Raw genomic sequence first — 13,277 nt, forward strand, 5'->3', positions numbered from 1 at the left:
GGCCCGTCACCCCTGAAAGGACACGTCCCCCGATGAGACCATCGGCTCGAATACCGCGCGTCCGGCGCGTGCTCCTCTCCCTGCTGGCCGTCACGGCGCTCGGCGCCACCACGACGGCCACGGCCCCGGCACAACAGCCCCCGGGGGCGCAGGAGCAGCCCGGGCACCAGGTGGGCCGGATCGACCCGGCCGCTCTGCCCGACCTCCCCGCCCCGACCACCACCCGGCCCGTCCGGGCGGCATCCGGGGAGCACTGCGAACCCACCCGCTCCGGCTCCCGCGAGCGCAGGGCCGGAGCGGTGGAGGCCTGCGTCAGCATCGGCCCCGCCGAGCCGCGGCCCACCGGGCGCCGGGCCCTCGCCGCCACGCCGTCGACGACGCCGGCCGCTGCCGCCGGCGACTCGGCGAGCTGCGCGGTCACGGCCCCCGGGGTGTGGAACTACAGCCGCTTCGGCTACTGCGTGCGGGGCCTGACCGTGCTGTACGTGCTCAGGGACGGCAACGGCAAGCAGCTCGGCACCGGCACGCTGGACGTCGCGACCAGCGCCATCCTGCCCGCCGACATCAAGAACCCGAAGTGGAACGAGTACGTCACGGTGACGATGACCGGCGCGACCGGTGCCGTCACGTCCCTGACCGCGAAGATGCGTTCCGCCTGCTCGGCCGGCTGCAAGGCCAGCAAGTCCGCCCCCTGGTACGGGGGTGAGCTGGTCACCGGCCAGTCCGTCAACGGCTTCGCGACCTACCAATCCTCCCCGGCCCCCGGTGCGAAGGCGGAGTTCACCACGTCGTACAAGCTGTACGTCACCTCCCCCGGCGCCCAGATCACGGACCCGAACGCCTCCTGGAGCAACCCCGAGCCGATCCGCTGCGACGACGACGTCAGGGACACGACCGGCACCACCGGCACGCCCGGCCGCGGCTGCGTCGTGCCCTCCGTGACGCCGGTCGTCAAGCTCAGCGCGGCGTCCGCCTCGGGCTCGGCGGCGGCGGGCTACCTGTGGGCCCAGGCGAACCTCGCCGACGGCTGGGGGCGCGACAAGCTGCTGACACGGGCGAAGACCGGTACCGCCGACCGCACGAGCCGCACGTGCGGAAGCGGAGGCTCGGAGCCGTTCCAGGCCCGGACGGACCTCGTCGCGAACGACAGCTGCGGCCAGTTCCCCTTCGCGTCCACGCACGAGGGCGGTACGGACGGTGCCCGGTGCGCCGAGATCGTCCCCAACTACAGCAGCGGAGGGTGGGACATCTACAAGCTGAACGGTGAGGACCTCGGCAGGCCCTGCGCACGCGTTCACGCCCCCCTCCCGCACGTCCAGGCCGCAGAGGCGCTGCTCTTCGAGGGCTTCGCGAACCAGCGCGTGGTGGAGGCCGAGCCGTTCGCGGTGCAGATCGCCGCTTCGGCCGCCCAGCCGCAGGCGGCCTGCCTGAAGAGCGCGCCGACCGGGGCGCTTCCCTCCGGCGACGGATGGATCAGCAACACCACCGAAGCCGTCGCGCACAGCAACAAGACCACCACGCCGCCCGGCCCGCCGGGCGAGCGGGCGACCACGGCCCAGGCCTGCATCGGGAAGACCCCCGGCTCCGGCAGCGATGCCGAGGGCGACATCACCGGCTGGCAGGACGCCCAGATCTTCCGCGACCACCACACGCCGAAGGTCGGGCTGGCACGGTGTCACCTGATCGCCAACATCCTCGGCGGGAAGGGCCTGGTGCGGGACGACGGGGTGAGAAACCTCGTCCCCTGCTGGCAGTCGGGCATGAACACCGGAACCCCCAGCATGCGCACCTACGAGTTCGCGGCGCAGACGGCGGTGGCGAACAAGGCGTTCGGTCCGAACGACGCCATCCTCTACCGGGTCACGCCCGACTACCGGGACGCCGCCAGCACCATTCCCCAGGGGGTCACCATGAGCGCCACGGTCCAGCGGGCCGACGGAACCTCTCAGCCGCTCTTCCCCGAGGTCTACGTCACGAACACCCAGCGCAACACCGGGAAGTACAATCTCGGAAACTGATCCCTGCCGATCCGCGCCACCGGGAGCCGGAGTGAGCCGAACCACCCCGCCGCGGCCGCTCGACGTCACCGCGCTCTTCCCCCGACTGGCCCCGCTGGCACGCGCGGCGACCCGGCTGCACCCTCGCGCCGGGTCCCCGTCGCGGTACGACAGTTCGGTCGGCGGGCCGCTGCTGTGGCCCGCCGGCGAACCCTGGCCCCACTGCGACGAACCGCACACGTGGGATCAGGTGGAAGCGGCTTTCCCCTTGGAGGAGGAGAGGGAGGAGCGGGGCATCCCGACGCGCGAGCCGGGCCGGCCGCAGCAGGCGTCCGACGCGGAGGAAGCCGGGGAGGGGGCGGCCGGCGACATGGCCGATGCCGACCTCCCCTGGCCCGGCGGCCCCATGCCCATGCTGCCGGTGGCCCAGTTGTCCGCACGCGACGTCCCGCTGCTCCGTCCCCCCGGAGGAGCCGAAGCCGATCTGCTCCAGGTGCTGTGGTGCCCTTTCGACCACCCTGACCACCCCAGGACGGCGCTGTTCTGGCGGTCCGCGTCCGAGGTCACCGACGTCCTCGACGCGCCACCCGAACCTCCGGGGATCGAGTACCCCGGCTACCTGCCTCAGCCGTGCCTGCTCGCACCCGAGGAGATCACCGAGTACCCCCACTTCCTGGAGCTGGACAAGGAAACGCGGGAGCAACTGGCCGACTGGAGCAGGTGGCGGGCGGCCGGCGCCGTGGTGGACGGCTCGTACGCCGAGGCGCCGCAGGAGTTCTACACGACCCGGCTGTCCGTTGCCCCCGGCTGGAAGGCGGGTGGCTGGTCCCGTTGGGGTCTCACCGACCCCATGCCCCGGGTCTGCTCCGTGTGCGGCACCGCGATGGACCCGCTGCTGACCATCGCCACGACCGAGTGGAACTCCGGCACCGAGAGCTGGGCACCCGAGGGGGACCAGGCCCGCGACCCGCTCCCGCCCGGCGTCCCCCCGGCGAACTACACCCGGGTCGTGCTCGCCGGCGGCTACAGCCTGCAACTCCACGTCTGCCCGGTCTCCGAGGACCACCCGCACCTCGAACTCGTCCAGTAGGGACCTCCGGCGGCCGCACGGCGGCTTCGGCGCGCCGTTCCGCGCCCCGCCGAGCGGGGCGACCACCGCGATCGGCCGGGCGACGGACGGTGGATGCGGCCCCGCAGCCCGCCGTGCGCGGCGCCCGGCGCCCCTCGGGCGGCCTCCCTTCCGGCCTCGGCCGGTGCGTCGGCCCCGTACCCGGCGCTTCCGGCCCGGCCCGCGGGGGCCGCCTCGCGCCCGGACGCACCGGCGGTGCCGTGGCCACGCCCGTGCGGGCTTCCGTGCCACCCTCCCGCCGACCGCACCGCGCGCGGCGCCCCCGCGGACGCCCGGGCGGCCACGCCACCGTCCGCCCGGCCCGCCGCACGGGCGTACCCGCCGCCTGCCGGCCGGCCCACCCCTCCGCCCGCACCCCTGCGCGCGTTGCCTCCCGTCCTGCGTGTCCCCAGGTCGGATGCGGTTTCCCGGCCGCGCGTCCGGAAGGCAACAGGAAACCCACCCATCCCGGAGGGCAACGGGGCAACGCTGGATGCATCAGCACACGGCACGACGGAGCCGCGAGCCCGGACGGGGGACCCATGAAGCGCACACTCACCTCTCTGTGCGTGCTCGCCGTGGCCGTGGCGGCCACCGCGAGCGGCTGCACCGACGGCACCGGTGCGCGCGGTCCCGGCCCCGCCGCAGCGGCCGACCGCCAGGTCCGGCAGCAGCTGACCTGGCGGCAGGAGCTGCGCATCGCGGACGCCCGGCAGCGTCTGACCAAGCAGTGCATGAACCGCCACGGCTTCGACTACTGGGAGGACCGCACCCTGACCCTGCGCGAGAGCCGACCGGTGCGCTACGTCCAGGACGACGTGGCGTGGGCCCGTGCCCACGGCTACGGCGGCCGGATCGCCGCCGAGCACGCCCGCGTCCGCGAGCGCAACCCCATCGGCACCTACCGGCAGAGCCTTTCCCCGGCCCGGCGCGCCGCCTTCGACACCGCGCTCGACGGCGGTGACGACGCGCGCATGCTCGCGGCCCCCCTTCCCGGGGGCGGCGAAGTCCGCAAGCGCCTCGGCGGCTGCACCGAGGAGGCCGAACGCACGCTCTACGGCGACCCGGAGGAATGGTTCCGCACCGGCAAGGTGGTCTCCGGCCTGCGCGCCCTGTACGGCGGGGAGCTGATGCAGGACCCCCGGCTCACCTCGGCGATCCGGGCATGGTCCCGGTGCATGACGCAGGCAGGACATCCCCACGAGGACCCCCCGGCGGCCCGGGAGGCCGTCAGGACCGACACCGTCCGGCTGGGCGCGGCCCGCGCGGACGAGGCGTTCACCGCCGAGCGGAGGACCGCCGTGGCGGACGCGCTCTGCGCCCGCCGGACGTCCCTGCGGGCCGTGGCCTCGGCCCGGGAGACGTACTACGAAGACCGCCTGCGCGACCGGTTCGGGCCGGACGTCGACACCCACCGCGACCTCGCTCGGCAGGCCTACGACCGGGCGGTGCGCATCGTCCCGGAGCGCGACTGACCGGCTCGCGCCCCGGGCGTGCATCGCCCACCGGTGGAAGCGGGGCCACCGCCCGGCGCACCACCACCCACCCATGCACCACCGAAACGAAACGAGGGAATCACCATGCGCATGGTCACCGCCGCGGCAGCGCTCGCCGGGCTCGCCGCCCTGGGCGTCACCGTCCCCGCCACCGCCGCGCAGGCCGCCGGGAGCGTTGCCGCCGGCCCCGTCTGCAACAGCAAGTGGGGTCCCCGCAACGGCCACATGTACGCCTGGCAGGACCTGGACTGCACGGGCACCCTGCTGATCAGCACGGCGGGCAACAGCAGCTGGTGGGGGGCCGGCAACGACAAGGCCACGTCCGTCATGAACCGCGGCTACGTCGGCAGCCTCGACCACGTCAAGTTCTACGAGCACATCAACCACGGCGGCGGCTACTCCTGTCTCGCACCGGGCGAGCTGTACGCCGACAACCTGACCGACAACCGGCTGAGCAACGGCGTCGGCGCGAACGACACCATCACCTCCCACAAGTGGGTGAACAGCGGGGACTGCGGCGGTCACTTCCTGACCTGAGCCCGTCGCCCGCCACCGGCGGCCGAGGCCGCCGGTGGCGGGCCGCGCCCGGCCGGGGCAACCCGCCGCCCCGAGCCGGGCCGCACCCCGCACCCGGGGCACCCCCTGCGCACGAACGGCGGTCGCGACCGCCCCCGAACCGACCCGGGAAGGAACGTCCGGAGCCGCCGTCGCGCGGTTCCGGACGTTCGTGGTTTTTCGCCACTCCGAGTGAATGGCTTGGCCGCCCCGGCAACCCCCGCAGTAGCCTGGAACTCCGCCGTCTCGCTGCCCGTACCGCCTTGGGGGACGTCATGGGGGACCCGCAGCCCGGAGATCCGGCAGACCACACCGACGACCGCGACGGGAGTCCGCCGCCCCCTCCCGGCCGGCTCTCCTTCCCCGCACAACTGAGGAGAACGCGGCAGGAACGCGGGCTCTCCCTCGCCGACCTGGCCCGGCGGACGCACTACAGCAAGGGCTACCTCAGCAAGATCGAGACCGGGGCGAAGCGCGCCACGCCCGATGTCGCCCGCCTGTGCGACCAGGTGCTGAACGCCCGGGGCGCCCTGCTGCGGCTGGTGGAACCGGCTCCGGGGGACGGCGAATCCGCCCGCGCGGCCGAGGACGCCGCACGGCAGCCCGACGACGCGTGCCCCTACCGCGGTCTGTCCCCGTTCACCTCGCAGGACGAGGAGTGGTTCTTCGGGCGGGAGCGCGCGACCGCCGCACTCGTCGAGCGCGTCTTCCAACGGGTCGGGTGCGGACCGCTGATGCTCGTCGCACCCTCCGGCGCGGGCAAGTCGTCGCTGCTCAACGCCGGTCTCGTCACCGCGCTCCGGCGCGGGGACCTCCCCATGCCCGGCGCCGACCGCTGGCCCGTGGTGACCCTCACCCCGACCTCGCGACCGCTGGACGAGCTGCTGGAGCGCACCGCGAAGGCCCTGGGCGGGGACCTGGGCATCACCGTGGCGGAGGTGCGGGAACGCCCCGACGCGCTGCTCGGCGCCGTACGCGCCGCGGCGGCCGACGCACCGCCCGCGCCTCCCGGGGAACGGCGGCCCCCGCCGCCCCGGCCCGTCCTGATCGTGGACCAGTTCGAGGAGCTGTTCACCGTCTGCACCGACGAGGAGGAGCGGCGCTCCCTCGTCCACGTGCTCTGCGCACTCGCGACCGCCCGGCCGACAGGATCCGCGGACGAACCCGCGGTGGTGGTCCTCGGCATGCGGGCCGACTTCACCGGCAACTGCCTGGACCATCCCGAGCTGACCACGGTCCTGACCGACGGACTCTTCGTCCTGTCCCCGATGTCCGTGGCCGAGTTGGAGGAGTCGATCACACGTCCGGCCGAACGCGCCGGGATCACCCTCGACCCGGGGCTCGTCCCCCTGGTGCTCCGCGACGCCGGCCTCCAGCCCGGCACGGCGGCTCCCGGGAGCGGTGCCGACACGCCCGCCGGGGTTCTGCCCCTCGTCTCCCACGCCCTGCTCGCCACCTGGCAGCGACGCGAGGAGTCCCGGTTGACCGTCGCCGGGTACGAGCAGGCCAGCGGCATCCGGGGCGCGATCGCACGCTCCGCCGAAAGCGTCTTCGCCCAACTGCACCCGGCCGAGCAGAAGACGATCCGCCGCATCCTGTCCCGGCTGGTCCACGTCGCCGACGGCACCGGGGCGACCCGCCGCCGGATGAGCCGGACCGCCCTGATGGAGCAGTTCGCCGACGCGGACGGAGCCGCCGCCGCGCTGGACGCCTTCGTCCGGGCCCGGCTCGTCACGCTGGACAGCGACACGGTCGAGATCACCCACGAGGCCCTGCTGCACGCCTGGCCCCGGCTGCGCGACTGGATCCACGCCGACCGCGCCGGTCTGCTTCTCCACCAGCAACTCGCCTACGCCACCGCCGAGTGGGAACGCGAGGACCGCGACCCGTCCGCCCTCTACCGGGGCACCCGCCTGGACACCGCCTGCGCCTGGGCCGACGAACTGGACGGCTGGAGCCGACTCGGCCCGGGCGAGGAGGAGTTCCTGCGAGCCGGTCAGGCCGAGGAGGACGGGCGCAGGGCGCAGGCCAGGCGACAGGTCCGGCTGCGCCAGGGCATGCTCGCCACGCTCGCCGTCCTGCTGGGCCTCGCCCTGACCGCCGGCGCCCTCGCCTACACCCAGCGCGAGAGCGCCCTCGCCCAGGAACGCATCGCCCGCTCCCAGGCGCTGGCCGTGCGGTCCGCGTCCCTCGCCGGGGGGCGGCCGGAGGCGTCGATGCTGCTCGCCGAGGAGGCCTACCGCGCGGGTGCCACCGCCGAGGCGCGCGGAGCCCTGCTCAGCACCCAGGCCCAGCCCTTCTCCGCCCGGCTCACGGGCCATCGCGGACCGGTGAACGCCGTGGCCTTCGCACCGGACGGGCAGTCGCTGGCGACGGCCAGTTCGGACGGCACGGTGGCCCTGCGCAGCGTGGACGGCGGCCACCGGACGCTCGCCACCCTCACCGTCCCCGGACGGGTGCGCTCGATCGCCTTCAGCCCCGACAGCCGTACCCTCGCCGTGACGTCGACGGACGGACCCGTGAGTCTCTGGGACGCCGCCGACGGGCGCCGGACGGCCCTGCTCTCCTCCCGGACGAAAGGGGCCCGGGCCGTGTCGTTCGACCCGCGCGGGCGTACGCTCGCCGTCGCGACGGCCGACGGGACGGTGCAGCTGTGGGACGTCGGTCGAGGCACCCGTCCCGCCGCCTCGCTCCCCGGGCACGAGGGGGCCGTCAACGCACTGGCGTACGCCCCCGACGGCCTGACCCTCGTCTCGGCCGGAGCCGACGGGACCCTGCGGCTCTGGGACACCGGCCGGGCCAGTCCGCTCGGTGTGCTGGAGGGGCATACCGACGCGGTGCTGGGTGCGGCGTTCTCCCCCGGCGGACGCGAGGTGGCCTCCGCCGGCGTGGACCGGACCGTACGGCTGTGGGACCCGCGGACCGGCCGGCAGACCGCGAAGTTCACCGGGAGCAGCGACGACATCAACGCCGTCGCGTACATGCCCGACGGCGCCACGGTCGTCGGCGCGGTCGGCGACGGAACGACCCGGCTGTGGGACGTGCGCAGCGGACGCCAGACCGCGACACTCGCCGGGCACACCGACTACGTCCTGGGCGTGGCCGTGACCTCCGACGGTTCCCTCCTGGCCACGGCGGGCTTCGACCAGTCCGTGGTCCTGTGGAGCCTGGGCGGTCCGGTGCTGACGGCCCGTCCGTTCACGGAGGTCTGGCAGGTCGAGTACAGCCCCGACGGGAAGCTGCTGGCCACCGCGGACACCGATCACACCGTGCGGCTCTGGGACGTGGCGGAGCGCACCGTGGTACGCAGGCTGGACGGCCACACCGAGGCGGTCTTCTCCGTGGCCTTCTCGCCCGACGGCCGGACCCTCGCCTCGGCGGGCTCCGACGGCACGGTCCGCCTGTGGGACGTGGCCGGGCACGACCATCTGACGACGCTGACGGGCCACACGGGGGAGGTCTTCTCCGTGGCCTTCTCGCCCGACGGCCGGACCCTCGCCTCGGCGGGCTCCGACCGCACGGTCCGCCTGTGGGACGTGGCCGCGCGCACCCACCTGACGACGCTGACCGGCCACAAGGACTACGTCAACGACGTGGCCTTCAGCCCCGACGGCCGCACCCTGGCGAGCGTGAGCGACGATCTGACCGTGCGGCTCTGGGACATGGCCGGGCGCCGCGGCCCGGCCACGCTCAGGGGGCATACCGGCGCGGTACGGGGCGTCGCCTTCAGCCCCGGTGGCCGCACCCTCGCCACCAGTGGCAACGACGGCACCGTACGCCTGTGGGACAGCCGTGCACACCGCTTCGAGGCGGCCCTGACCGGCCACACCGGCTCCGCGCGCGGCATCGCGTTCTCCCCCGACGGCCGCACCCTCGCCAGCAGCGGCAACGACCGCACGGTCCGCCTGTGGGACGTGCCCCGGCAGCGGCCGTGGGCCACGTTGACGGGCCACACCAACGCGGTGTGGGGCGTCGCCTTCGCGCCCGACGGCCGCACGGTCGCCAGCAGCAGCACCGACGGCACCGTGCAGTTGTGGAACCTGGACCTCGGCGCGCGGCTGACGGAGATCTGCCGACTGCGGTCCGGCATGGAGCAACGCCGACGCGAGGCGCTCCTGCCCGAGCTGACGGTCTCCCGGAAGGCGCCCTGCGCCCGGAGCTGAACGGTCCCCCCATCGGTCGGGGCACGGCAGGCCGGTGCCGCCGGGCCGGGATCGCCCCTTCCTCACGGACGGGGGCGGGGCACCACCGGTTCACCGTCCGGGTGCCGGCGCGTCGTGCGGTGGCGCCGTGCGCCGAGCGGGCTGATCTCGAAGACCAGCCGCCCCAGCGCAACGAGGGCGCCCTGCCCGAACACGAGGACCAGCCACGATCCGTCGCGCCAGTACCAGTCCTCGGTCCAGGGGCGTGTGACCGCCAGTGTCACGACGAGATGGGAGAGGGCGACGACGACGCCCGCCCGTCGGCGCCCCGGGCACACGAGCGGCAGGATCGCCCAGAGCGTGGAGACGGGAACCAGCCACGGGACGGCAAAGGCCAGGCCGGACACGGCACACCTCGTATCGGTGGAGAGTGCCGCCACTCTCGCACCGGCCGGCCCGTGGAACCAGCCCGGTGGGATCTCGCCCGGATCACGATGCGGCCTCGGCGCCCCTTTGGGGGACCGGTGCGCCCGGCCGCCCCGCACGGCGCCCGGCCCCGCGACCCGGCCGTCGGCCTCCGCAGGCAGGACGGCCGGGAGCGCGTGGCGGCCGCCCCGCGGCCCGCGACTGCCGTCCCCTCCGGCCCTCCTCGGCCTCACCGGACGGAGATCCCGTCGCGCGCGGAGCCCCTGGCGGGCGGTGCGTCGTCTGTGCCACCGTGGTGAGGGGTGCCGGCCTGTGGCGGCTCCTGCGGTGATCCTGCTCCGGAACCGTGCCCGGCACGTGAGGGGGGAGAGTTGAGGAACCGGACCACGCTGCGCGGGCTGCGGCACCGTACGCGGCGGCCGGCGCCCCCGGAGGTCCCCGAGCCGTGGTGGAAGAGGCACGCGAGGGTCCTCTGGCTCGGCGCGGGCATCCCCGTGATCGGCGCGGTGGCGACCGCGATCGCCCTCCAACTGCTGGGCCTGGGCGGGGAGACCGAGCCGAGCCCCGCATCGGCCCCCGGCGCCGCCTCCTCGGGCGGCACTCCGACGGCGCCGTTCGTCGTGACCGCGCGACAGGAGAACGACGCCGGATGCACCGCCCTTCCCCATCGGGTGTCCTCGCCACAGGACCGCGCTGACCTCGTCAGCGGCGGGGACGCGGACGCCGTCGTCCGGCGCAACCGGGGCGCGCGGGTCGGCGAACTGCGCGTGGGGCTCACGCTGGAGGGCGGCGCGAGCTCCCTGACCGTCACGTCCATCGGGATCAGGCCGACGTCGCCCCGCGCCGTCGGGCCGCTCGCCGGGACGCTGGTGTGCGAACCGGACGCCGGGGGAGAGGCGAAGATCCAGCTCTACGCGGACATGGACAGCCCGGACCCCGTCTTCCTCACGGGCCGGGGCTCCGCACGGGAGTACTTCCGGGAGAACGTCGTCACGCTCGGTCCCGGCGAACAGGTCAACCTGTCGGCGACCTTCTCGTCGGAGAAGGGCTCCCGGGAGTTCGAACTGCTCGTCCGTTACGTGCGGAACGGGAAGGAGGGGGCCGTGCCGGTTCCCGCGCCCCGAGGGGGACGCTACGCGGTGACCGGCTTCGCCACGCGGTACGGGGACGTGTACGAGGGGTCGGACGGTGGCGTCTACCGTCGGCTCGACGGTTCCCGCCCCTGCCGATGGGCGCCCCGATCACCGGGATGCTGACCGAACCCGACGCATGGTGGAGCCGATGGTTGCCAAGCCCGCGCGCCCCGTCCGGCGTGTCCTCTGCGGATCCCTGCTCGCCCTCGGCGTGGTGGGGCTGCTGCTCGGTGACGGCAGCAGGCCGGACCGGCCGCTCGGACGCCCCGACTCCCTGGCCGTGGAGTGGTCCTTCCGCACCTCCGGACGGGCTGCGGACGTCTCGGCTCTGCGGGCGGTGGTCGGGGAGGAGCTGATGGCGGTCCCGCAGGGCAGGACGGTGAGCGTCGTGGACACACGCGACGGTCGCCTGCTGTCCACCGCGAGCAGTTCCGCGGACCGCTTCCTGCCCGTCGGGTTCTCCGGTGGTGTGATGCTCGCCGTGGAGCAGCGGTTCGGGCAGGCCGCCGATTCCGCTCTGAGCGCGTACGACCCCGCGACCGGGCGACGGTTGTGGCACAGGAGCGCGAGCCCGGCCCCGGGCGGGGGAGGGGCGGACGCCTGGTCGGGGCAGGCGCCCCTGCTGCCGGACGCCGGACCTGTGATCGAGTTGGCCGACGGCCGGCTGGCGGGGGTTGCGCCGAGGACCGGTGCGATCCTCTGGAGCAGGGGGAAGCCTCCGCTCGCGCCGTGCGGGACGTCCGGCCCGGACGCTCACGGTTCGCCTCCTTCCCCCCTCACCGCGGCCGAGGCGTCGCACCACATCGCCGTCCTCACGGGCTGTCCGGGCCGGACCGCGGAACTGGAGGTGGTGAACGCGAAGGACGGCGGCAGCGTCTGGAGCAGGGAGCTGGGGCGTTCGCGCGCCACCGTCGAGCTGACCGCGGTCCCCGGTGCGATCGGTGTGAGCCTCGACGGCGACCTGCACCTCTTCACGGAGTCGGGCGAGCCCGTCCTGCGGCGGAAGGCGGACGGGGGATCCGGTCTACGGCCCGTGGGAGCGGCCCGGGGCATGGTGTACCTCTCGGAGGCGCGCGAGGCCGTGCAGCCGGACCCGGACGCCTCCCTGTCGTACACCCTGCACGCGGTGCGGGCGGACACCGGGAGAACCGTGTGGACCCGCTCCGGAGGGGCTCGTCCCTCCGGCGTCCTGACCGGTGGGGTCGTCGTGGGCGGCCTCGACGTGCCCGGTGCCTACGTCGGTGACCTTCGCTGGTCGCCGGGGGACGCACGGCTGCAGGGCCCGGGCGCGAGCGGCCTGACCGACCCCGCGGGCAGGCGGAGTTCCCCCGTGCCCTGGCCGGTGGCGGGGACGTTCGCGGGAACGAGCGGAGACCTGCTCATCGTCCGCAGCGAGGAGAAGGAGGGGAGCCGCTACACCGCGCTCCGGCCGGGCCGCCGCGCCGCGGACGCGGCGGGGCCCGTCCCGCTGGCCGGGGTGGAGCGGCGGGACTGGCCCGACGCCTGCGGGCTGGTCGGCGCCGACCTGCTCGCCTCGCTGCGTCGAGACCACGTCAAGCTGCCGGTGCCGTCGAGCCGTACCGTGCTGGGCACGGGGCTGCCGGGCCCGAGCGTCTGCCGGTTCGCCGCCAAATCCGGATCCGACGACGACGTCTTCTCCGTCACCGTGCGATGGGTGGCGCCGGACGCGGAGGCTGCCGAGACCTATGCGACGAGCGTGATTCCCTGGGGTTGCGCTCCGCCGTTGGGGGGTTGCGTGACGGCCGGGATCGCGAGGCCCCGGCCCGGTGTGCATCTCTACACCTACAGAACGGGCCTGAGGCAACTCCCCGTCGCCCAGGCGACCGTGGTGTCGGGCCGCCACGTCCTCGGTGTCAGCGCAGGCGGCAACGAGCCGCGGTCCCGGGCGCTGGTGCGGCGCGTGGCGATGCATCTCGCCGAGCGACCCGCCTCCGGCCCGAATCCGTGAGACGGGTCCCTGCCGGAGGGGATCCTGCCGGTTCATCCGGTGCGCACGGCCGGGCGGCACCGCCGTGTCGGGCCCGTCCGGCCCGGCGGCTCCCACGAGTTCGGCTGACTGTCCGTCATCATGCGACCTCGCAGGGGGTGTGCCCCGACACGGCTCCGGCGACTTGGTCCAGACCTCTTGTCAAAATCCTATGGCTATAAGAATCTTTCGGTGGCGGTACGCCGCCGGCGAGGCACCGGCCCCACCCGTGCGTCGTCGTGTCCCCGCACCTCACCGGCGGGCCCCCACCCCCACAGGCGCACCGGTGACGCGAGGAGGCCCCCGCGACGGCGGGGCCCCGTCCCACCCGGCGCCGGTGCGCCGGTCTCCGAAAGGCCGCGGTCCTCCGCGGCCGGGTCTCCGGTGCGCAGGGCGCACCGGGGCGCCGCTCCCCGGCACCAGGTCCCTCCGT

8 protein-coding genes are annotated in these 13,277 nt (G+C 74.7%); 7 read left to right on the forward strand and 1 reads right to left on the reverse strand.

The features are described 5' to 3' along the window. Positions 1-32 precede the first annotated feature (32 nt). The 5 genes from NPS70_RS17380 to NPS70_RS17400 all read left to right on the forward strand — a co-directional run bounded on the left by NPS70_RS17380 (position 33) and on the right by NPS70_RS17400 (position 9,319). Complete coding sequence (locus NPS70_RS17380; RefSeq protein WP_256525196.1) at positions 33-2,018, forward strand: DNA/RNA non-specific endonuclease; 1,986 nt, start codon at positions 33-35, stop codon at positions 2,016-2,018. Between the two features lie 31 nt (positions 2,019-2,049). Continuing rightward, positions 2,050-3,087, forward strand: coding sequence for a hypothetical protein (locus NPS70_RS17385; RefSeq protein ID WP_256525197.1), 1,038 nt, complete (start codon positions 2,050-2,052; stop codon positions 3,085-3,087). Between the two features lie 560 nt (positions 3,088-3,647). After that, positions 3,648-4,580, forward strand: a complete 933-nt coding sequence (locus NPS70_RS17390) for a hypothetical protein (RefSeq protein ID WP_256525198.1) — start codon at positions 3,648-3,650, stop codon at positions 4,578-4,580. Between the two features lie 105 nt (positions 4,581-4,685). After that, on the forward strand, positions 4,686-5,138 hold the full coding sequence (locus tag NPS70_RS17395) for a peptidase inhibitor family I36 protein (RefSeq protein ID WP_256525199.1): 453 nt from the start codon (positions 4,686-4,688) through the stop codon (positions 5,136-5,138). Between the two features lie 293 nt (positions 5,139-5,431). Beyond that, positions 5,432-9,319: a helix-turn-helix domain-containing protein gene (locus tag NPS70_RS17400; RefSeq protein ID WP_256525200.1), complete on the forward strand. Its 3,888-nt coding sequence runs from the start codon at positions 5,432-5,434 to the stop codon at positions 9,317-9,319. A 62-nt stretch (positions 9,320-9,381) separates the two neighbouring features. Here the strand turns inward: NPS70_RS17400 and NPS70_RS17405 are convergent, their stop codons facing one another. Further along, a complete protein-coding gene (locus NPS70_RS17405) occupies positions 9,382-9,705 on the reverse strand; it encodes a hypothetical protein (RefSeq protein ID WP_256525201.1) in 324 nt (107 codons plus the stop codon). Between the two features lie 390 nt (positions 9,706-10,095). On the opposite strand from NPS70_RS17405, the gene NPS70_RS17410 reads away from it, so the two are divergent. Both NPS70_RS17410 and NPS70_RS17415 read left to right on the forward strand, forming a co-directional pair. Further along, positions 10,096-10,980, forward strand: coding sequence for a hypothetical protein (locus tag NPS70_RS17410; protein ID WP_256525202.1), 885 nt, complete (start codon positions 10,096-10,098; stop codon positions 10,978-10,980). 25 nt (positions 10,981-11,005) lie between these two features. Further along, the gene (locus NPS70_RS17415) at positions 11,006-12,826 is read left to right on the forward strand and encodes a PQQ-binding-like beta-propeller repeat protein (protein WP_256525203.1); all 1,821 of its coding nucleotides are present in this window, start codon (positions 11,006-11,008) and stop codon (positions 12,824-12,826) included. Positions 12,827-13,277 lie beyond the last annotated feature (451 nt).

The organism is Streptomyces sp. C10-9-1, from assembly GCF_024497955.1.
GTDB classification, from domain to species: Bacteria; Actinomycetota; Actinomycetes; order Streptomycetales; family Streptomycetaceae; genus Streptomyces; species Streptomyces sanyensis.

Excerpts from the sequence above, each read along its gene's own strand:
- NPS70_RS17380 (WP_256525196.1), top strand. The coding sequence starts at position 33 with ATGAGACCATCGGCTCGAATACCGCGCGTCCGGCGCGTGCTCCTCTCC.
- NPS70_RS17390 (WP_256525198.1), top strand. The coding sequence starts at position 3,648 with ATGAAGCGCACACTCACCTCTCTGTGCGTGCTCGCCGTGGCCGTGGCG.
- NPS70_RS17395 (WP_256525199.1), top strand. The coding sequence starts at position 4,686 with ATGCGCATGGTCACCGCCGCGGCAGCGCTCGCCGGGCTCGCCGCCCTG.
- NPS70_RS17400 (WP_256525200.1), top strand. The coding sequence starts at position 5,432 with ATGGGGGACCCGCAGCCCGGAGATCCGGCAGACCACACCGACGACCGC.
- NPS70_RS17415 (WP_256525203.1), top strand. The coding sequence starts at position 11,006 with ATGGTTGCCAAGCCCGCGCGCCCCGTCCGGCGTGTCCTCTGCGGATCC.